The following is a 19,746-nucleotide window of genomic DNA, read 5'->3' as shown; positions in this document are numbered from 1 at the left end:
CTGTGGGAGAGGGCCGGGGTGAGGGCATCAGGCATTAGCCTTTATCCGCTGAATCTCCGCTTCCCCACGTTTCATCACCCGATCCAGTACTTCGGCTTCCAGCTCCGCCAGTCTGGCCGATCCCACGCGGCGAGGACGTGGAATATCTACCGTCAGATCCAGACCAATTTTGCCCTCTTCTATTAACAGCACCCTGTCTGCCATTGCCACGGCTTCACTGACATCATGCGTCACCAGCAGTACCGTAAAGCCGTGCGTCTGCCAGAGGGTTTCTATCAGATCCTGCATCTCGATCCGCGTCAGGGCATCAAGCGCGCCGAGCGGTTCATCAAGCAGCAACAGGCCGGGACGGTGAATCAGCGCGCGAGCCAGCGCTACGCGCTGCTTTTGTCCACCCGACAGGGCCGCAGGCCACTCTCCCGCGCGATTCTCCAGCCCTACCGCAGCGAGTGCCTGCCGGGCGTCCTCCCGCCAGCTGCCCTTCAGGCCCAGCCCGACGTTATCCATCACCGTTTTCCACGGCAGCAGACGCGCGTCCTGAAACATCATGCGCGTATCATCCTGAATCGTGGCCAGCGGCGTAGTGCCTGCCAGAATGTCACCGCAGTTTGGCGCTTCCAGCCCGGCTAAAAGACGCAGCAGGGTACTCTTGCCGCCACCGCTGCGGCCGACAACGGCCACGAACTGTCCGGCAGGAATATGCAGATCCAGTGCATTCAGAATGGTGTTGTCGCCGTAGCGTTTGGTCACGCCGTTCAGCAGTAACGGTGTTCCCTGGTTCAGTCGTGCAGTATTCATGCTTTCGCCTCCTGAGTGGTGTAGGCCGGGTTCCAGCGCAGCCAGCTACGTTCCAGCCACTGGGCGCTGACGTCCGCAAGTTTGCCGAGCAGGGCATAAAGGATAATGGCAACCACCACCACGTCCGTTTGCAGGAACTCGCGGGCGTTCATCGCCAGATAACCAATGCCGGAGTTAGCCGAAATGGTTTCCGCCACGATCAGGGTTAGCCACATCAGGCCGAGCGCAAAACGCACCCCAACCATAATGGAGGGCAGGGCGCCCGGCAGGATCACATGGGTAAACAGGGCAAAACCTGACAGGCCATAGCTGCGGGCCATCTCCACCAGACCGCGATCGATATTACGGATCCCATGCCAGGTATTGATATAAATCGGGAATAACGTTCCCAGCGCCACGAGGAAAATTTTGGCGCTCTCATCAATGCCAAACCACAGGATAACCAGCGGAATAAGCGCCAGATGCGGCACGTTGCGCAGCATCTGAACGGAGGTATCCAGTAGCCGCTCACCCCAGCGTGACAGGCCGCTGATCAGCCCCAGCGTCAGGCCGATGCTTCCGCCAATCGAAAAGCCAATTACCGCGCGCCAGGAGCTGATGGCAAGATGTTGCCACAGCTCACCGCTGGCGCTTAGCGACCAGAACGCTTCCACAACGCCCTCCGGAGAGGGCAAAATGCGGCTCGACAGCCAGCCAGTTGAAGACGCCAGTTGCCAGACGAGGACAATGCCGACGGGCAGAAACCACGGCGCGGCGCGCAGCAGCCATTTTTGTGCGGTTGCAGACATGGTGGCTCCTTAGCTTTGCGCGACTTTTCTCGGGATAAACGCGTTCGCCACGGCTTCGCCCTGCAACTGAAGCTGACGTGGCTGCGGAATTTCCGGGATAGCGACATCCAGGTGCGGGAACAGCAGTTCACCCACCTTGTACGCCTCCTCCAGATGTGGGTAGCCAGACAGGATAAAGCTGTCGATCCCCAGCGCCGCATATTCATTAATGCGTGCTGCTACGGTTGGACCGTCGCCGACCAGTGCCGTGCCGGCGCCGCCTCGCACCAGACCTACCCCGGCCCACAGGTTCGGGCTGATCTCAAGGTTTTCACGCTTGCCGTTGTGCAGGGAGGCCATCCGATGCTGGCCCACGGAGTCGGTTTTGGCAAACGCTGCCTGTGCTTTAGCGATAGTGTCGTCGTCCAGATGAGCGATCAGACGGTCGGCGGCTTGCCAGGCCTCGTCGTTTGTTTCGCGGACGATCACGTGCAGGCGAATGCCGAAGCGTACCGTACGGCCATGTTCTGCGGCTTTAGCGCGTACCTGAGCAATTTTCTCTTTCACCAGCTCCGGTGGCTCGCCCCAGGTCAGATAGAGATCGACCTGCTCAGCCGCCAGTTCCTGCGCCACGTCCGACGATCCGCCGAAATAGAGAGGAGGGCGCGGCTGCTGTACCGGCGGGAAGTAGAGCTGCGCATCGCGAACGTGGATATGTTTCCCTTCGAAGGTGACAGTTTCCCCTTCCAGCAGACGTCGCCAGACGCGGGTGAACTCTGCGGAGGCTTCATAGCGCTCGGTATGATCGAGAAAGACGCCATCGCCCGCCAGCTCCTGCGGATCGCTGCCCGTCACCAGGTTGAACAGCGCACGGCCGTTGGAAAGCCTGTCCAGCGTTGCCGCCTGACGCGCCGCGACGGTGGGCGACACCACGCTCGGGCGCAAGGCTACCAGGAATTTCAGACGCTGGGTGACGGGGATCATTGACGCGGCAACCAGCCACGCATCCTCACACGAGCGGCCCGTCGGGATCAGTACCCCGGTAAAACCGATGCGGTCTGCCGCCTGGGCGATCTGCTGTAGATAGCCGTGATCGACCGGGCGGGCGCCTTCTTCTGTGCCAAGATAGTGTCCATCACCGTGGGTGGGTAAAAACCAGAAAAGATTCAGACTCATGATTTTTTTCCTTCAATGCCAGCGGGTTGCCAGATGCGTTCGCGAATATTCACCTGCTTTGGAACCAGGCGGTTTTGATAAAAGAGGTCTGCCGTTTGCTGCTGGAGAGCGGCAACGTGGGCGTCAATCGGTGCTATGGTGGTGGGAGGACGGTGGTCAAGATAGGTGGCGATCACCGGTTCAGGCAGGCCCATGGTTTTTGCCAGCAGCGTGATGCTCTGCTGACGCTGGCTTTGGGTCAGCGCATCGGCCTGAGAGAAGGTATCCAGCACCTGCTGAATAAATGCGCCATTTTTCTCAGCGTAAGGACGTGCCGCCAGGTAGAACGAACCGGTCTGCTTCAGGGTGGTGCCGTCTTTCAGCACCCGCACACCGCCCTGCAACAGTGCGGCGGAGTAGTACGGATCCCAGATAGCCCAGGCATCAACATTTTTTTGCTGAAACGCCGCGCGCGCATCGGCAGGCGTCAGGTAAACGGGCTGGATATCGGTGAATTTAAGGCCGGCCTCCTGCAACGCGCGCAGCAGCAGGTTGTGCGAGCTTGAACCTTTCTGGAAAGCAACCTTATGGCCTTTGAGGTCGGCGACGCTTTTGATCTCGCTGTTTTCCGGCACCAAAATAACCTCTGCCTTCGGCTTGGCGGGCTCAACGCCAACGTAAACCAGATCCGCCCCGGCAGCCTGCGCAAAGATTGGCGGGATATCGCCGGTGCTGCCTAAATCAATACTCCCGACGTTCAGCGCCTCCAGCATCTGTGGTCCGGCAGGGAACTCGACCCATGAGAATTTGGTCTCCGGGAAACGCTTCTCAAGCAACGCATGGCTTTTCGCCAGCACCATGCTGACGCTGCCTTTCTGATAACCGATACGCAGGCTCTCCGGCGCTTTCTCCGCCGCCTGAGCCAGCGACGCCACTGCCAGCAGACCTGCCAGCCCGATACGGGTAACTGTTTTAAACATGCGCCACTCCTTGTGATTGATGAAATGCTGCCGCGTGGCGATCCCGACGGTTCAGGGCGTGCCAGAAGGTTTCGAGCGCACTGTCGAGGCGCGTTTGCAGATTCGGCGTGAAATGGGGTTTATGCTGGTAGTCGATTACCTGTGAGTCGTCAGCGAAGACGCCATGCAGGATCTCCTGCGCTTTCAGCGCGTTCAGAACCGGCTTGAGGGCATAATCCACCGCTAGTAAATGGGCTACCGTACCGCCTGTGGCCAGCGGCAGGACGACCTTACCGTCCAGCGCGCGTTCGGGCAGCAGATCGAGCAGCGTTTTCAGTGCGCCGGAAAAAGAGGCTTTGTAAATCGGTGTCGCGACGACCAGCCCGTCAGCACTCTTAAGTTGTTCGATCAGGGTTTTCAGCGCCGGGCTGTCGAAACGGGCGTAGAGCAGATCTTCAGGCGCGAAATTGTGCAAATTCCAGTGACACACTTCGACATCCAGAGCATTAAGCTTTTCGCGAGCGTATTCCAGCAGTGCGCTGGAGCGAGAGGGGAAGCGGGGGCTTCCGGCCAGGGTAATGACGCGCATGGTTGCTCCTTATAACTAATTGTTTGCTTTTATCTAACATTCATAACAATTTTCAGGAGTGTGACATTGCGTGGTTATTCCACTAAATGATTTATCCTCAGGATGAATGCAGAAAAATGCATAAGAAGCGAACCGATAAGTAAACGATTGCGTTTTACGTGGCTTTTTTTGCCACAGGTCAATTCCCTTTCCGGGCGGAATCGCACATAATCCCCTCCCGGTTTGCACACCGGGAATCCAGGAGAGTTCATGTACTACCCCTTCGTTCGTAAAGCCCTTTTCCAGCTCGATCCTGAGCGCGCTCATGAATTTACATTTCAGCAGTTACGCCGTATTACAGGAACGCCTCTGGCCGCGCTGGTGCGTCAAAACGTGCCGGAAAAACCAGTTCAGTGCATGGGCCTGACTTTCAAAAATCCACTGGGCCTGGCGGCCGGTCTGGACAAAAATGGCGAATGCATTGATGCACTCGGTGCGATGGGCTTTGGCTCGATCGAAATCGGGACGGTGACGCCGCGTCCGCAGCCGGGAAATGACAAGCCACGTCTGTTTCGCCTGGTTGAAGCCGAGGGGCTGATCAACCGCATGGGCTTTAATAACCTTGGCGTCGATCATCTGGTTGAGAACGTTAAGAAAGCCCATTTTGATGGCGTGCTGGGTATTAATATTGGCAAAAATAAAGACACGCTGGTCGAGCAGGGTAAAGATGACTATCTGATTTGTATGGAAAAAGTCTATGCCTATGCCGGTTATATTGCGGTGAATATATCTTCGCCTAACACCCCAGGACTGCGTTCATTACAATATGGCGAAGCGCTCGACGATCTTCTTAGCGCCATTAAAAATAAACAAACGGCGCTACAGGCGATCCACCATAAATATGTTCCGGTCGCGGTTAAGATCGCCCCGGATCTTTCGGCAGAAGAATTGATCCAGGTTGCCGACAGTTTAGTTCGCCATAATATTGATGGTGTGATTGCAACCAATACAACACTCGATCGCTCTCTCGTTCAGGGAATGAAAAACTGTGACAAAGCGGGTGGATTAAGTGGCCGTCCGGTACAATTAAAAAGCACCGAAATTATTCGCGCACTCTCCGCAGAATTAAAAGGTCAGCTGCCGATTATTGGCGTGGGTGGCATTGACTCTGTCATCGCTGCACGTGAGAAGATGGCGGCAGGTGCATCGCTGGTGCAAATTTATTCCGGCTTTATTTTTAAAGGGCCGCCGCTGATTAAAGAAATCGTCACGCATATCTAATCTTTTCTCTTAATCAGACAACCAGGGCTTTATTTCCAGCCCTGGTTGTTTTATATTCCGTCATTGTTGCTTATTTAAACATTATAGTCTTTTATTACTAGTGTTATAAGCGAAGCGGCAAACAGGACATTTTTAGTACAGGACGTTTAGGGGACGGGAGAGAAACATGCGAATTAAACCTGACGATAACTGGCGCTGGTATTTTTGTGACGAGCATGACCGTATGATGCTCGACTTAGCCAATGGCATGTTGTTTCGCTCTCGTTTTGCGCGCCGAATGTTAACGCCAGACGCGTTTGCTCCCTCAGGCTTTTGCGTTGACGACGCTGCACTCTATTTCTCTTTTGAAGAAAAATGCCGCGAGTTCGATCTCTCCAAAGAACAGCGCGCTGAACTGGTACTAAATGCGCTGGTGGCGATCCGTTTCCTGAAACCGCAAATGCCGAAAAGCTGGCATTTTCTCGCCCACGGCATGTGCTGGACCCCGGCTATCGGCGATGCGGCGAGCGTCAATCTGAGCGATACCGAAGAAGAGGTGAATTTGCTGGTGGTTGAACCCGGTGAAAACGCTGCGCTCTGTTTGCTGGCCCAACCCGGCGTGACCATTGCCGGGCGAGTTATGCAGTTAGGTGATGCCATCAAAGTGATGAATGACAGGCTGAAGCCACAGCTGCGCGTTGATTCCTTCAGCCTTGAACAGGCAGTTTAAGCTTCCAGCTGTACGGATGTTTTCGGGACACAGCTACAGCACAGGATCGTGCCGTCACTGCCAATCGCAGATTTCTTCAGGGCACTTACTTCACCATCGACCAGTTTAATGCGACAGCATCCGCAAATCCCCGCGCGACAGGAATACGGTACGCGGATACCTGCCTGCTCCAGCTGTTCCAGTAGCACCTGCTGATTGTTACCACGGATAACCTTGCCTTCCCAGTGAATATCCACCGCGGAAGCGACGTTGGTGACAACGTCAACCATCTCTTCTTCCTGACCTGCGCCGTACACCCTGGCAGGCCCGCGGGTGAGAATTTCGACCTCGTCGCCCACGCGGATCACGCCGCTGGAGCGGGGGATCAGGTTCTGGCCGAAGTCGACATCGCCGTTATCCTGCGCGGTACGAAATGACTGCAAGGTTTTCAGCGGTTCGCCGGAAGGGTGTTTCTGACCTTTCTCCGGGCTGACGGTGGTAAAAATACAGCGGCTGCACGGCTTCACGACATCAAAAATAACGCTGCCGATGCGGATCACTTTCCAGGTATCTTCATCCCAGGCATTCGCTCCGGTCACCACCAGATTCGGGCGAAACTGCTCCATCTGCACGCTGGCTTTGCAACGATTTTGTAAATCACGCAGCGAGGCCTCGCTGGTCAGCAGGAAGGGAAAACCATCCGCGAAGGAGAGAGGAACCGCATCGTGGCGCTTCACGCGACGGGTCAGCGCAGGCCCAACCCAGCGCAGCTGAACGTCACGGGAGAAAAAGCCGCTCAGCCACTGGTTAATGTTATCCGGCGCGATACGCGCGGTAAAATGATTGCCCCACACTTCCGTTGGCGCATCAAGCGGCGCAAAATCAGCAAAGCGGATCACGACGCTTGAACCGTCCGGCGCAGTCAAATGCAGCCCGTCATGAAGCGGGGAAGGGGTAAAGCGAACCATCTGCGGGAACTGACGTGCGGTGATAAACGTACCGTCAGGCTCGGTGACCATAAAAATACGATCGAAGGCGAATCCGCTCATATCGGCCAGCGCGTGAGAGACGCCGATGCCGCGCATGGATTTCACCGGATGAATAAAAAGCCTGGATAACGTCGCCACTGCACACTCCCGCTAAAGAAAATAAGCCTTCAACTTTATGACATACACGCCATATTAGCTATAATGCGCGACAATTTTCTTTGAGTAAAAGTGACGATATGAATTCTCTGTTTGCCAGTACGGCCCGTGGGCTGGAAGAGCTGTTAAAAACTGAACTGGAAGCCCTGGGCGCGAAAGAGTGCCGGGTGGTTCAGGGTGGTGTCCATTTTGAGGGCGACACGCGGCTTATTTACCAGAGCCTGATGTGGAGCCGTCTGGCGTCGCGCATCATGCTGCCGATGAAAGAGTGCAAGGTCTACAGCGATCTTGATCTCTACACCGGCGTACAGATGATCGACTGGACAGAGATCTTCACCCCGGACGCTACCTTTGCGGTGCATTTCAACGGCGTCAACGATGAGATCCGCAACAGCCAGTATGGTGCCCTGCGCGTTAAGGATGCCATTGTGGACTGCTTCACGCGTCGCAATAAAGAACGTCCGAACGTTGACCGTGAAAACCCGGATCTGCGTATCAACGTCTGGCTGAACGGCGATACGGCCAGTATTTCCCTGGATCTGAGTGGCGCAGGCCTGCATCTGCGCGGCTATCGCGATCGCACCGGGATGGCGCCGATCAAAGAAACGCTGGCTGCCGCTATCGTGATGCGCTCCGGATGGCAGCCAGGTACGCCGCTGCTCGATCCGATGTGCGGTTCCGGTACGCTGCTGATTGAAGCCGCGATGCTGGCCACCGACCGTGCGCCAGGGCTGCACCGCGGCCACTGGGGCTTCAAAGGCTGGGCGCAGCACGATGAAGCCATCTGGAAAGAGGTCAAAGACGATGCGCAGACCCGCGCCCGTAAAGGGCTGGCGGAGTACACCTCTCACTTTTACGGTTCGGACAGCGACGCACGGGTGATTGAACGCGCGCGCAGCAACGCCCGTCGTGCCGGTATCGGCGAGCTGGTGACCTTCGAGGTGAAGGACGTGGCGAATCTGACCAATCCTCTGCCAAAAGGCCCGTACGGTACGGTGATCAGCAACCCGCCGTATGGTGAGCGTCTGGACAGCGAGCCGGCGCTGATTGCACTGCACAGCCTGCTGGGCCGCAACATGAAAGCGCATTTCGGCGGCTGGAACCTCTCCCTGTTTAGCGCCTCGCCGGAGCTGCTGAGCTGCCTGCAATTGCGTGCCGATCGCCAGTTCAAAGCGAAAAACGGCCCGCTGGACTGCGTGCAGAAAAACTACCATCTGGCAGAGGTAGCGGCGGATAGCAAACCGTCAGGCGTGGCGGAAGATTACGCCAACCGCCTGCGCAAAAACCTGAAGAAATTTGAGAAGTGGGCGAAGCAAGAAGGCATCGAATGTTATCGCCTGTACGACGCTGACCTGCCCGAGTACAACGTGGCGGTTGACCGCTATGCGGACTGGGTGGTGGTTCAGGAATACGCCCCGCCGAAAACTATCGATGCGCAAAAAGCGCGTCAGCGTATGCTGGATGTGATTGCGGCCACCATCGCCGTACTCGGCATTTCGCCAAACAAGCTGGTGCTGAAAACACGTGAGCGTCAGAAAGGCAAAAACCAGTATCAGAAGATGGGCGAGAAGGGTGACTTCATCGAAGTGGGCGAATATAACGCGCGCCTGTGGGTTAACCTGACCGACTACCTTGATACCGGCCTGTTCCTTGATCACCGTATCGCCCGCCGCATGCTGGGCCAGATGAGCAAGGGTAAAGACTTCCTGAACCTGTTCTCCTATACCGGCAGCGCCAGCGTTCATGCGGGGCTTGGCGGCGCGCGTAGCACCACCACGGTAGATATGTCCCGGACTTATCTGGAGTGGGCTGAGCGCAACCTGCGTCTTAACGGCTTAACCGGACGTCAGCATCGCCTGTTACAGGCCGACGTGCTGGGCTGGCTGCGCGATACCGACGAGCAGTTTGACCTGATCTTTATCGATCCGCCGACCTTCTCTAACTCCAAGCGTATGGAGGATAGCTTTGATGTTCAACGCGATCACCTGCGCCTGATGACCGACCTGAAGCGTCTGCTGCGTAAAGGCGGCACCATTATGTTCTCGAATAACAAGCGCGGATTCCGCATGGATCACGACGGCCTGGCCGAACTGGGACTGAAAGCACAAGAAATCAGCCAAAAAACGCTGTCTCAGGACTTTGCCCGTAACCGTCAAATCCACAACTGCTGGCTGATCTCCGCGGTCTGAAAGGAAAAATAAATGTCTTTAATTAGTATGCACGGCGCGTGGCTCTCTTTCAGCGACTCACCGCTTCTCGATAATGCAGAGCTGCATATCGAAGATAACGAGCGCGTCTGTCTGGTGGGCCGTAACGGCGCAGGTAAATCGACGCTGATGAAAATCCTCAACCGTGAGCAGGGGCTGGATGACGGCCGTATTGTTTACGAGCAGGATCTGATCGTCTCTCGTCTGCAACAGGATCCGCCGCGTAACGTCACCGGCAGCGTGTACGATTTTGTGGCCGAAGGGATTTCAGAGCAGGCGGAATACCTCAAGCGTTACCACGAGATTTCGCATCTGGTGATGACGGACCCGAGCGACAAGAATCTCAACGAGCTGGCAAAAGTGCAGGAGATGCTCGATCACCACGGCCTGTGGCAGCTGGAAAACCGCATTAACGAAGTGCTGGCCCAGCTTGGCCTGGAAGCGGATATGGAGCTGTCGGCGCTCTCCGGCGGCTGGCTGCGTAAAGCGGCGCTGGGCCGGGCCCTGGTGAGCGGGCCCAGGGTGCTCCTGCTGGACGAACCGACGAACCACCTGGATATCGAAGCGATTGACTGGCTGGAAGGGTTCCTGAAAACCTTTAACGGTACCATTATCTTCATCTCCCACGACCGTTCGTTCATCCGCAACATGGCCACGCGCATTGTCGATCTCGATCGCGGCAAGCTGGTGACCTATCCGGGCGATTACGATACCTATCTGCTGGAGAAAGAAGAAAACCTGCGCGTGGAAGAGCTGCAAAATGCCGAGTTCGACCGCAAGCTGGCCCAGGAAGAGGTATGGATCCGTCAGGGCATTAAAGCGCGTCGTACCCGTAACGAAGGCCGCGTTCGCGCCCTGAAGGCGATGCGCCGCGAACGTAGCGAACGCCGCGAAGTCATGGGTAGCGCCAAAATGCAGGTGGAAGAGGCGTCCCGCTCGGGCAAGATTGTCTTCGAAATGGAGAACGTGAATTATTCGGTTGACGGCAAAGTGCTGGTGAACGATTTCTCCGCTCAGGTTCAGCGCGGCGACAAAATTGCGCTGATCGGCCCGAACGGGTGCGGTAAAACCACACTGCTGAAACTGATGCTCGGTCAGCTCCAGGCCGACAGCGGTCGTATCCACTGCGGTACCAAACTGGAAGTGGCGTACTTCGACCAGCACCGCGCCGAGCTGGATCCAGACCGTACGGTGATGGATAACCTCGCCGAGGGCAAACAGGAGGTCATGGTTAACGGCAAGCCGCGTCACGTGCTGGGCTACCTTCAGGACTTCCTGTTCCACCCGAAACGCGCTATGACGCCGGTGCGCGCGCTGTCCGGGGGAGAACGTAACCGTCTTTTGCTGGCGCGTCTGTTCCTGAAACCCAGTAACTTATTGATTCTCGATGAACCGACTAACGATCTGGATGTCGAAACGCTGGAACTGCTGGAAGAGTTGATTGATGGTTATCAGGGAACCGTGATGCTGGTCAGCCACGATCGTCAGTTTGTCGATAACACCGTGACCGAGTGCTGGATCTTCGAAGGCAAAGGACGCATCGGGCAATATGTGGGCGGCTATCATGACGCGCGTGGACAGCAATCGCAGTCGCTGGCGCAAAAACAGGCGAAGACCAAAAATGTCGCTGAACCTGTTGTTGCAAAGGCAGAAACTGTCAAAAAGTCTCCTGCTAAAATGAGTTATAACTTGCAGCGCGAGCTGGAAGGGCTGCCGCAGCGTCTGGAAGAGCTGGAAGCTGCACTGGAAGCACTGCAAATCCAGGTCGCTGATGCGTCATTCTTTACGCAGCCTCACGACTATACTCAGAAAGTATTGGCTGAACTCTCCCAGGCTGAACAGGCGCTGGAAGAGGCATTTGAGCGCTGGGAGTACCTTGAGTCTCTGAAAAACGGCGCATAAACAGGGATAATCTATGTGTGACCAGCACCATGCCGATCGGCATATATTATGCTCGCAATGCGATATGCTCGTGGCGTTGCCAGAGCTTGGTCACGGACATAAGGCTGCCTGCCCGCGCTGCGGCGCTACGCTGACGACCGAGTGGGACGCGCCAAGGCAGCGTCCTACGGCTTATGCGCTGGCAGCCTTATTCATGTTACTGCTCTCCAATCTCTTCCCTTTCATCTATATGAAAGTGGGCGGGATGACCAGCCAGGTGGATTTACTGGAAATACCAGGCGTGATGTTCTCGGAAGATTACGCCAGCCTTGGCACCTTCTTTCTTCTTTTCGTGCAGATCGTCCCGGCTTTTTGCCTGGTCGTCATTCTGCTGCTGGTCAACCGCGTCAGGATGCCCACTGTCCTTAAAATCAAACTCGCGCGGATCCTGTTCCAGTTGAAAAGCTGGGGGATGGCGGAAATTTTTCTCGCGGGTATCCTGGTCAGCTTCGTGAAGCTGATGGCCTACGGCGATGTGGGGATTGGCAGCAGCTTTATTCCGTGGTGTCTGTACTGCGTGCTACAACTGCGCGCGTTCCAGTGCGTGGACCGACGCTGGGCCTGGGACGATATTGCCCCGGCGCCGACGCTCTCGCAGACGGTAAAGGTGGGCGTACCGGGTATCCGTCAGGGGCTTCGCTCCTGCTCGTGCTGCACCGCCGTGCTGCCCGCGGATGTCGAGGTGTGTCCGCGCTGTGAAACAAAAGGTCACGTCCGGCGCAAAAATAGCCTGCAATGGACCATGGCGCTGCTGGTGACCTCTGTCATGCTCTATCTGCCCGCCAATATCTTGCCGATCATGATCACCGATCTGCTCGGCGACAGAATGCCCTCGACCATACTGGCCGGGGTGATTTTGCTGTGGAGCGAGGGGTCTTACCCTGTAGCAGGCGTCATATTCCTCGCCAGTATTATGGTTCCGACCTTAAAGATGATTGCCATTGCCTGGCTTTGCTGGGATGCAAAAGGGCACGGTAAGCGAGACAGCGAGCGTATGCATCTGATTTATGAGGTCGTGGAATTTGTTGGCCGCTGGTCGATGATTGACGTGTTCGTGATTGCGGTTCTCTCAGCGCTGGTGCGTATGGGGGGGCTGATGAGTATTTATCCCGCTATGGGGGCGCTGATGTTTGCGTTGGTCGTCATTATGACCATGTTTGCGGCCATGACCTTCGACCCTCGTTTATCGTGGGATCGTGAGCCCGATTCAAGCCATGAGGAAGAGTAAGAGCATGGAAAATAAGAGTGGAGAGGCTAAAGTGCAGAAGGTCAGAAACTGGTCGCCGGTGTGGATTTTCCCCATCGTGACCGCGCTGATCGGTGCATGGATCCTGTTTTATCATTACAGCCATCAGGGACCGGAAGTCACGCTAATTACCACCAATGCAGAGGGGATTGAGGGCGGAAAAACCACCATCAAGAGCCGCAGCGTGGATGTGGGTGTCGTGGAAAGCGCGACCCTGACGGATGATTTAACCCATGTTGAAATCAAGGCCCGCCTGAATGCCGGCATGGAAAAACTGCTCCATGAAGATTCTGTTTTTTGGGTAGTGAAACCGCAGGTCGGGAGAGAAGGGATCAGCGGCTTAGGGACGCTATTGTCCGGGGCTTATATTGAACTCCAGCCCGGCAACAAAGGCGCCCAGCCAGCAAACTATCAGCTGCTGGATTCACCGCCGCTTGCGCCACCGGATGCAAAAGGGATCCGCGTTATTCTGGACAGCAAAAAAGCGGGTCAGCTCTCGCCGGGCGATCCGGTGCTGTTCCGTGGGTATCGCGTCGGTTCGGTTGAAACAAGCACCTTCGATCCGCAAAAACGGACCATCAGCTATCAGCTTTTTATCAATGCGCCTAATGACCGCCTGGTGACCAGCAACGTTCGCTTCTGGAAAGACAGCGGGATCGCGGTGGATCTGACCTCTGCGGGGATGCGCGTTGAGATGGGTTCACTCACCACGCTATTTGGTGGGGGCGTCAGTTTTGATGTGCCGGAAGGTATCGATCTGGGACAACCGGTGGCGGAGAAAACCGCCTTCAGGCTGTTTGACGATCAAAAAAGCATTCAGGATGCGCTCTATACCGATCACATCGACTACCTGATGTTCTTTAAGGACTCCGTACGCGGCTTGCAGCCAGGGGCGCCAGTAGAGTTCCGGGGTATCCGTCTGGGGACAGTGGGACAAGTGCCTTACTTTGTTCCGGGACTCAAGCAGATGCTTGATGATGATTATCGTATTCCGGTGCTGATCCGCATTGAGCCTGAGCGTTTGATTAACCAGATAGGCGAGGACCAGGATATTGGGGAGCATATCAGCGATCTGATGAATCGCGGTCTGCGTGGCTCGCTGAAAACTGGCAACCTGGTCACAGGGGCGTTATATGTCGATATGGACTTCTATCCAAAAGCGCCACCAATGACGGGGATCCGTGAATTTGGCGGCTACAAAATTATTCCTACGGTCAGCAGTGGCCTGGCGCAGATCCAACAGCGCCTGATGGAAACGCTGGATAAGATCAACAATCTGCCGCTGAATCCAATGCTTGAGGCCGCGACGGGATCACTGCATCAGAGCCAGGCGACGATGCAACGTCTGCAAACCACGCTGGATAATATCAACAAGATCACTGCCAACCAGTCCATGCAGCAGCTGCCGCAGGATATGCAGAAAACGTTGCGCGAACTGAATCGCAGTATGCAGGGCTTCCAGCCGGGCTCAGCGGCTTACAACAAGATGGTGGCGGATATGCAACGTCTTGATCAGGTTTTACGTGAGCTACAGCCCGTTCTGAAAACGCTCAATGAAAAGAGCAACGCGCTGGTGTTTGAAGCGAAAGACAAAAAGGATCCTGAGCCTAAGAGGGCGAAACAATGAAAAAATGGCTAATCATCGCAGGCGCACTGGTATTAACGGCCTGTAGCTCTGGAAGCGATAACAAAAGCTACTACCAGTTGCCGTTAAGCGCGCAATCCGGTGCGCAGAGTAGCACCTCGCAGGGCAGCCGTCTGCTGTGGGTTGAACAGGTTGCCGTGCCAGATTATCTGGCGGGCAACGGGGTGGTCTACCAGACCAGCGATGTGCAGTACGTTATCGCCAACAATAACCTGTGGGCCAGCCCGCTGGATCAGCAGCTACGCAATACGCTGGTGGCGAATCTGAGCAGCCAGCTTCCTGGTTGGGTAGTCGCCTCGCAGCCTCTGGGAAGCGATCAGGATACCCTGAATGTTAACGTGACGGGATTCCATGGCCGCTATGATGGTGCGGTTGTTATCAGCGGGGAGTGGCTCTTGAATCATCAGGGCCAGCTGATTAAGCGTCCTTTCCATCTGGAACTGAAGCAGCAGAAAGATGGCTATGACGAAATGGTGAAAGTGCTTGCGCAGGGGTGGGCACAGGAGTCGGCTGCTATCGCAAGAGAGATTTCCCGGCTGCCATAAGTAAAATTCATCGACGAAAGCCGCACTCAGCTCCTTGCTGATTGCGGCTTTTTTTTTGTTGTATGTTCAGTTTGTTACTTGTCCCGCGTCACATTTTTTGTACAAACGATCTTCCATGTAGCTCACAAATATGACACCCGTATGAATTTTGAACGTTGACGCTGACGCCGATTCGGGGTATTCGTTAACTGTGCTTGCATATATTGCAACCACTGTTTTCTTTCCACCAGACAAAAGAATGAGGGAAACGAGGCATGAAGAGACAGAAACGAGATCGCCTGGAAAGGGCTCATCAACGTGGTTATCAGGCTGGCATCGCCGGACGTTCAAAAGAAATGTGTCCCTATCAGGCCCTGAATCAAAGGTCCCAATGGCTAGGGGGCTGGCGAGAAGCCATCGGAGACAGGGCAGTACTTGCTTGATACCGTCTCTTTAAAAAGAAACCTCCGCAATGCGGAGGTTTCGCCTTTCTGGAAGGGGCTAAATGCCGTTATCAGAAAGCGGAGGTATCCTGGAACAGACCCACTTTCAGGTCGTTCGCGGTATAGATAAGACGACCATCTACCAGCACTTCACCGTCCGCCAGGCCCATAATCAGGCGGCGGTTAACGATGCGTTTGAAATGGATACGGTAGGTGACCTTCTTCGCGGTAGGCAGAACCTGACCGGTGAATTTCACTTCGCCTACGCCCAGCGCACGGCCTTTACCTTCACCGCCAAGCCAGCCCAGATAGAAGCCAACCAGCTGCCACATGGCATCGAGGCCCAGGCAGCCAGGCATTACCGGATCGCCAATAAAGTGGCAACCGAAGAACCACAGGTCCGGGTTGATATCGAGTTCTGCTTCTACGTAACCCTTATCAAAGTTGCCGCCGGTTTCGGTCATTTTCACGACACGGTCCATCATCAGCATATTTGGGGCCGGTAACTGCGGGCCTTTCGCACCAAACAGTTCACCGCGACCAGAGGCAAGAAGGTCTTCTTTAGTATAGGATTCGCGTTTATCTACCATGTTCTCAGTAAGCCTTATTTTAGTGAAGGACGCAGGATAGCTAACACGTGTACGCTGAACAAGTCCGATCAGTTAGCACTAAACCAACTTAACCAGCGTAACGGCCACGGATAACGATGACGAGCATCCTGCTGTGTCGCCTGAGCTATACGTTCCTGAATGGTCTGCATCAGGGTTGTCTGGCCTTCGCCGTCCCAGACCAGGTTTGTCAGTAAGGGTAGAGCATCCTCAACCCCTTCGATGGCCCAGACGGCGAATTGTTCCTGCTCTACCGCATCCAGAATCGCCTGACTCAGGCTCAAATGGCGAGCGTTAGGCGCCGGAATAATCACGCCCTGTTTGCCGTTTAAACCTCGCTGCTGGCAGATAGCAAAGAAGCCTTCGATTTTCTCATTCAGTCCACCCACCGGTTGAGCACGACCAAACTGATCTACGGAACCGGTAATCGCAATATTCTGATTAATCGGTACGTCTGCAAGCGCGCTGATCACGGCGCACAGCTCTGCCATCGAGGCGCTGTCGCCGTCGACTTCACTGTAGGACTGCTCAAAGGTCAACGAGGCAGAGAAGGGGATCTGCTGCTCCAGCTGAAGTTCAGACATCAGGAATGCCTGCATGATCATCATGCCTTTGGCATGAATGTTTCCGCCCAGTTCGGCCTTGCGTTCGATATCGGTAAATTCGCCGTCACCAATGTGCACGACACAGCTGATACGGGAAGGCTCGCCAAAGGCGCGCGGGTGTCCGGGGAACTCGATGACGGACAAGGCGTTGATTTGCCCGATACGTTCGCCTTCGGTCTCCACCAGAATCTGTTCCAGCAGAATTTCATCCTGCATACGGTCAGCAAGATAACCTTCACGCCATTCACGCTGGGCCAGCATCTGGCTAAGCTGCTCACCGGTAAACGGACCGTTGCCGCTGATAACGCCCACTTCACGCAGCTGTTTACCGATCCAGAGCGGGCAGAGCGGCAGGGTTTCCTGATCGCCAGTGTATCGTACGGCCTCGCGGATTAAGCCCGGCCACGCATCCTCGGCAGGCGAGGGCAGCGCGAAACGTTCCGCCACGGCCATAACCCACTGACACCACTGCGCCATGTCATCGGCATCGGCGATCTGAATATTGTCTTCAAATTCACTGTAAACCGCCTGCTCCGCGAGTTCTGGCTCCATTTCCTGGAAATCAGCCAGAGATTCACGGTCACCCGTCAGCACGACGGTCAGCGACAGCGGCATAGACGGAATGGAAACAGGCAGCGGACGTGAATCGTCGTAGCCTATCCAGTCAAAACGTTGCTGCATCACCACCGTTTTCAGGCGCATCCACAGCAGAGGCTGTGCGAGCAGGGTGCGAAGGGAGATGAGCAACACACCACCGTTCGCGCGGTGTACCAGACCGGGTTGCAGTGACACATCGCCATTGAACTGACGAAGGCAGCCGAACAGCTGTTCTGCTTCCACCCAGTTGGCGGTGATCACTTCGCCTTTTGCAGCGAATTGTCCGTCTGCCTGCGTGGCAGGTTCGAAGGTCACGTCACGTCCGGCAATATGGTACTGACCACCAAAAACGGCATTCGTTTTTGGATGCAACTGGCGCATGGCATCACCGAGAAGCGTCAGATACTCGGCTTCTTCCGGGGCTTTGAGCAGCATAAAAGGAGATGTAGCCCATGGGGATGACATCTGCTCCAGCGCGTAATGCAAACGCGGTTGTGTATCGCTAAGTATGAATTCGTGTTCTTTTGTGAGGTCTGGCTGTGCAAACAGCTCCTGATAGCTCTCGGTATCCGGAACCAGGTCACGCCATGCAAGTTTCGTAATGGTCAAAGTTGATGTTTTTTAGTCAGAAGTAAAACCGTGGAGTATACCGTAAGCGGCGCACTCTGCCCAATCAGGATTCGGGTTTTCGTCATGCGGATCGCCTGCGGCGTTTCACAGGATATGATTTCTTTTCAGCAGATTGCCAAAAAACTGATATTCTGAACAGAGTTACACGGTAACACTGAGATCGCAATGAAATATCAACAACTGGAAAACCTCGAAAGCGGCTGGAAATGGAAGTACCTGGTCAAAAAGCACCGTGAAGGGGAGCTGATCACCTGCTACATCGAAGCCAGCGCGGCACAAGAAGCTGTGGATATGTTGCTGACCCTCGAAAACGAACCGGTACAGGTCAACGGCTGGATTGAGAAACACATTAATCCGGCCTTGTTAAACCGGATGAAGCAAACTATCCGTGCTCGTCGTAAACGGCATTTCAATGCCGAGCATCAGCACACCCGTAAGAAATCGATCGACCTGGAGTTCATGGTCTGGCAGCGTCTGGCCGGGCTTGCGCAGCGGCGCGGAAAAACCCTGTCGGAAACGGTGGTGCAGCTGATTGAAGATGCCGAGCACAAAGAGAAGTATGCCAGCCAGATGTCGACGCTGAAGAACGATCTACAGGCACTGTTAGGTAAAAAATAAGCTTTTTACTTTTCTTCAGATAATAAAAAACCCCGCATCGCGGGGTTTTTTTATAAGACGATAACTTATGCCGCAGGCTGAGTTACAACGTCTTTGATACCTTTAACTTCGATCTCTACGCGACGATCTGGTGCCAGGCAGTCGATCAGTGCAGCGCGTGGTTTCACGTTGTCACAGGTAGAACCGGTAACTGGGTTAGATTCGCCCATACCACGTGGGGAGATCTTGTTAGCTGGGATACCTTTAGATACCAGGTAATCAACTACAGACTGAGCACGTTTCTCAGACAGACCCTGGTTGTAAGCGTCAGAACCGATACGGTCGGTGAAGCCCAGAACCACTACAGAACCGTCTTTAGGATCCAGGTTGCTCAGCTGGGTGTACAGCTGATCCAGTGCCTGCTGACCTTCTGGTTTCAGGGTAGCTTTGTTGAAGTTGAACAGAACGTCAGACTTCAGAGTGAAGTGCTTGGTCTGTACTTCTGGAGCTGGAGCCGGAGCTGGAGCTACGACTGGCGCATCTTCCTGCTGACCGAAACGGTAAGAAACACCAACGCTCAGCATGCCGTTGTCTGGACGAACGCCAACGGTAGCACCGTCACCGATGTTGTTAACCCACTGGTATTCCAGACGGGTAGCGATGTCACGGGTCATTGCCCACTCAACGCCACCAGCGAATACTGGGGAAACACCAGTGTCGTGGTCGTCACCAGCGATGCTGTTGCTGGAGTCTGCACGCCATACCATGCCGCCCAGACGGGTGTACACGTCCAGATCGTCAGTTACTGGGTAACCCAGTTTAGCGGTCAGCTGTACGCCTTGAGCTTTGAAAGCGCCATTTACGTTGTCGCCTTTGTAAGGCATACGACCTAACCAGTCGTAACCCATTTCAAAGCCAACATACGGGTTAACCTGATAGCCACCGAACGCACCTGCACCCAGCTGGCTCTCGTGAGTAGGGCCATCGTTGTTCAGGCTGCTGTTGTACCAACCGGTGTCATGGAACTGAGACCAGCCCAGTTTACCACCTGCATACCAGGTATTATCTTTCGGAGCGGCCTGCGCTACGGTAGCGAAGCCAGCCAGTGCCACTGCAATCGCGATAGCTGTCTTTTTCATTTTTTGCGCCTCGTTATCATCCAAAATTTGCCATGAATATCTCCATCGGAGGAATCACGGTTAAATCCTTCACCGGGGGGCGTGGTCAAATATAAACCTACCGATATCTTCGGCTTAGGCCGAGCACCCCTGGCGATGTAAAGTCTACAACGTAGCTGAAAACTTACAAGTGTGAAGTCCGTCAGGCATATGAAAAAAAAAGT

At 55.1% G+C, this 19,746-nt stretch carries 18 protein-coding genes; 9 read left to right on the top strand and 9 right to left on the bottom strand.

All coding sequences use genetic code 11. From position 1 onward, the window contains the following. Positions 1 to 27: 27 nt before the first annotated feature. The 5 genes from ssuB to ssuE are packed head-to-tail and all read right to left on the bottom strand — an operon-like array spanning position 28 to position 4,268. Positions 28 to 798 carry an aliphatic sulfonates ABC transporter ATP-binding protein gene (ssuB, locus tag ACOTYH_RS02705; RefSeq protein WP_032670196.1) on the bottom strand — a complete coding sequence of 257 codons (771 nt, stop codon included), beginning with the start codon at positions 796 to 798 and terminating at the stop codon, positions 28 to 30. Then, positions 795 to 1,586 carry an aliphatic sulfonate ABC transporter permease SsuC gene (gene ssuC / locus ACOTYH_RS02700; protein WP_063135279.1) on the bottom strand — a complete coding sequence of 264 codons (792 nt, stop codon included), beginning with the start codon at positions 1,584 to 1,586 and terminating at the stop codon, positions 795 to 797. Before ssuC ends, ssuB begins: the two co-directional genes overlap by 4 nt. Before the next feature lie 9 nt (positions 1,587 to 1,595). Continuing rightward, entirely contained in the window at positions 1,596 to 2,741 is a 1,146-nt protein-coding gene (gene ssuD, locus ACOTYH_RS02695; RefSeq protein ID WP_017384817.1) for an FMNH2-dependent alkanesulfonate monooxygenase, read from the bottom strand. After that, a complete protein-coding gene (locus ACOTYH_RS02690; protein ID WP_023296266.1) occupies positions 2,738 to 3,700 on the bottom strand; it encodes a sulfonate ABC transporter substrate-binding protein in 963 nt (320 codons plus the stop codon). The genes ssuD and ACOTYH_RS02690 overlap by 4 nt, the downstream gene beginning before the upstream one ends. After that, complete coding sequence (gene ssuE, locus ACOTYH_RS02685; RefSeq protein ID WP_003858180.1) at positions 3,693 to 4,268, bottom strand: NADPH-dependent FMN reductase; 576 nt, start codon at positions 4,266 to 4,268, stop codon at positions 3,693 to 3,695. Before ssuE ends, ACOTYH_RS02690 begins: the two co-directional genes overlap by 8 nt. Positions 4,269 to 4,517: 249 nt before the next feature. On the opposite strand from ssuE, the gene pyrD reads away from it, so the two are divergent. Next, positions 4,518 to 5,528 (top strand): quinone-dependent dihydroorotate dehydrogenase, encoded by a 1,011-nt coding sequence (gene pyrD, locus ACOTYH_RS02680; protein ID WP_421637536.1) that lies wholly within the window; start codon positions 4,518 to 4,520, stop codon positions 5,526 to 5,528. A 166-nt stretch (positions 5,529 to 5,694) separates the two neighbouring features. After that, positions 5,695 to 6,237, top strand: a complete 543-nt coding sequence (zapC, locus tag ACOTYH_RS02675) for a cell division protein ZapC (RefSeq protein ID WP_015570906.1) — start codon at positions 5,695 to 5,697, stop codon at positions 6,235 to 6,237. Here the strand turns inward: zapC and ACOTYH_RS02670 are convergent. Next, positions 6,234 to 7,343, bottom strand: coding sequence for a YcbX family protein (locus ACOTYH_RS02670; RefSeq protein ID WP_017384813.1), 1,110 nt, complete (start codon positions 7,341 to 7,343; stop codon positions 6,234 to 6,236). The two genes, zapC and ACOTYH_RS02670, sit on opposite strands and share 4 nt — an antisense overlap. A gap of 98 nt (positions 7,344 to 7,441) precedes the next feature. On the opposite strand from ACOTYH_RS02670, the gene rlmKL reads away from it, so the two are divergent. The 6 genes from rlmKL (at position 7,442) to rmf (ending at position 15,367) form a co-directional block, all read left to right on the top strand. Beyond that, a complete protein-coding gene (rlmKL, locus tag ACOTYH_RS02665; RefSeq protein ID WP_026080728.1) occupies positions 7,442 to 9,550 on the top strand; it encodes a bifunctional 23S rRNA (guanine(2069)-N(7))-methyltransferase RlmK/23S rRNA (guanine(2445)-N(2))-methyltransferase RlmL in 2,109 nt (702 codons plus the stop codon). A gap of 12 nt (positions 9,551 to 9,562) precedes the next feature. Continuing rightward, positions 9,563 to 11,470 carry an ABC transporter ATP-binding protein gene (locus tag ACOTYH_RS02660; protein ID WP_045338781.1) on the top strand — a complete coding sequence of 636 codons (1,908 nt, stop codon included), beginning with the start codon at positions 9,563 to 9,565 and terminating at the stop codon, positions 11,468 to 11,470. 13 nt (positions 11,471 to 11,483) lie between these two features. After that, positions 11,484 to 12,737, top strand: coding sequence for a membrane integrity-associated transporter subunit PqiA (gene pqiA, locus ACOTYH_RS02655; protein ID WP_017693685.1), 1,254 nt, complete (start codon positions 11,484 to 11,486; stop codon positions 12,735 to 12,737). Between the two features lie 4 nt (positions 12,738 to 12,741). Continuing rightward, the gene (gene pqiB / locus ACOTYH_RS02650; RefSeq protein WP_015570901.1) at positions 12,742 to 14,382 is read left to right on the top strand and encodes an intermembrane transport protein PqiB; all 1,641 of its coding nucleotides are present in this window, start codon (positions 12,742 to 12,744) and stop codon (positions 14,380 to 14,382) included. Continuing rightward, on the top strand, positions 14,379 to 14,945 hold the full coding sequence (gene pqiC, locus ACOTYH_RS02645) for a membrane integrity-associated transporter subunit PqiC (protein ID WP_017384809.1): 567 nt from the start codon (positions 14,379 to 14,381) through the stop codon (positions 14,943 to 14,945). Before pqiB ends, pqiC begins: the two co-directional genes overlap by 4 nt. A 254-nt stretch (positions 14,946 to 15,199) precedes the next feature. Next, a complete protein-coding gene (gene rmf / locus ACOTYH_RS02640) occupies positions 15,200 to 15,367 on the top strand; it encodes a ribosome modulation factor (RefSeq protein WP_003858162.1) in 168 nt (55 codons plus the stop codon). Positions 15,368 to 15,438: 71 nt separating this feature from the next. Here the strand turns inward: rmf and fabA are convergent, their stop codons facing one another. After that, positions 15,439 to 15,957: a bifunctional 3-hydroxydecanoyl-ACP dehydratase/trans-2-decenoyl-ACP isomerase gene (gene fabA / locus ACOTYH_RS02635; protein ID WP_000227926.1), complete on the bottom strand. Its 519-nt coding sequence runs from the start codon at positions 15,955 to 15,957 to the stop codon at positions 15,439 to 15,441. A 68-nt stretch (positions 15,958 to 16,025) separates the two neighbouring features. Then, entirely contained in the window at positions 16,026 to 17,786 is a 1,761-nt protein-coding gene (locus ACOTYH_RS02630) for an AAA family ATPase (protein ID WP_017384808.1), read from the bottom strand. Between the two features lie 186 nt (positions 17,787 to 17,972). Between ACOTYH_RS02630 and matP the strand changes: the two genes are divergently transcribed. Beyond that, positions 17,973 to 18,425: a macrodomain Ter protein MatP gene (matP, locus tag ACOTYH_RS02625; protein ID WP_006809347.1), complete on the top strand. Its 453-nt coding sequence runs from the start codon at positions 17,973 to 17,975 to the stop codon at positions 18,423 to 18,425. Positions 18,426 to 18,490: 65 nt separating this feature from the next. Here matP and ompA read toward each other — a convergent pair whose 3' ends face one another. Beyond that, complete coding sequence (gene ompA / locus ACOTYH_RS02620; RefSeq protein WP_017694761.1) at positions 18,491 to 19,543, bottom strand: porin OmpA; 1,053 nt, start codon at positions 19,541 to 19,543, stop codon at positions 18,491 to 18,493. Positions 19,544 to 19,746: the final 203 nt, after the last annotated feature.

It is taken from the genome of Enterobacter cloacae complex sp. SHL001 (assembly GCF_049236825.1).
GTDB lineage: Bacteria > Pseudomonadota > Gammaproteobacteria > Enterobacterales > Enterobacteriaceae > Enterobacter > Enterobacter hormaechei_C.
Note: the sequence above shows the minus strand (reverse complement) of the source record. Positions and strands in the feature narration are given on the sequence as shown.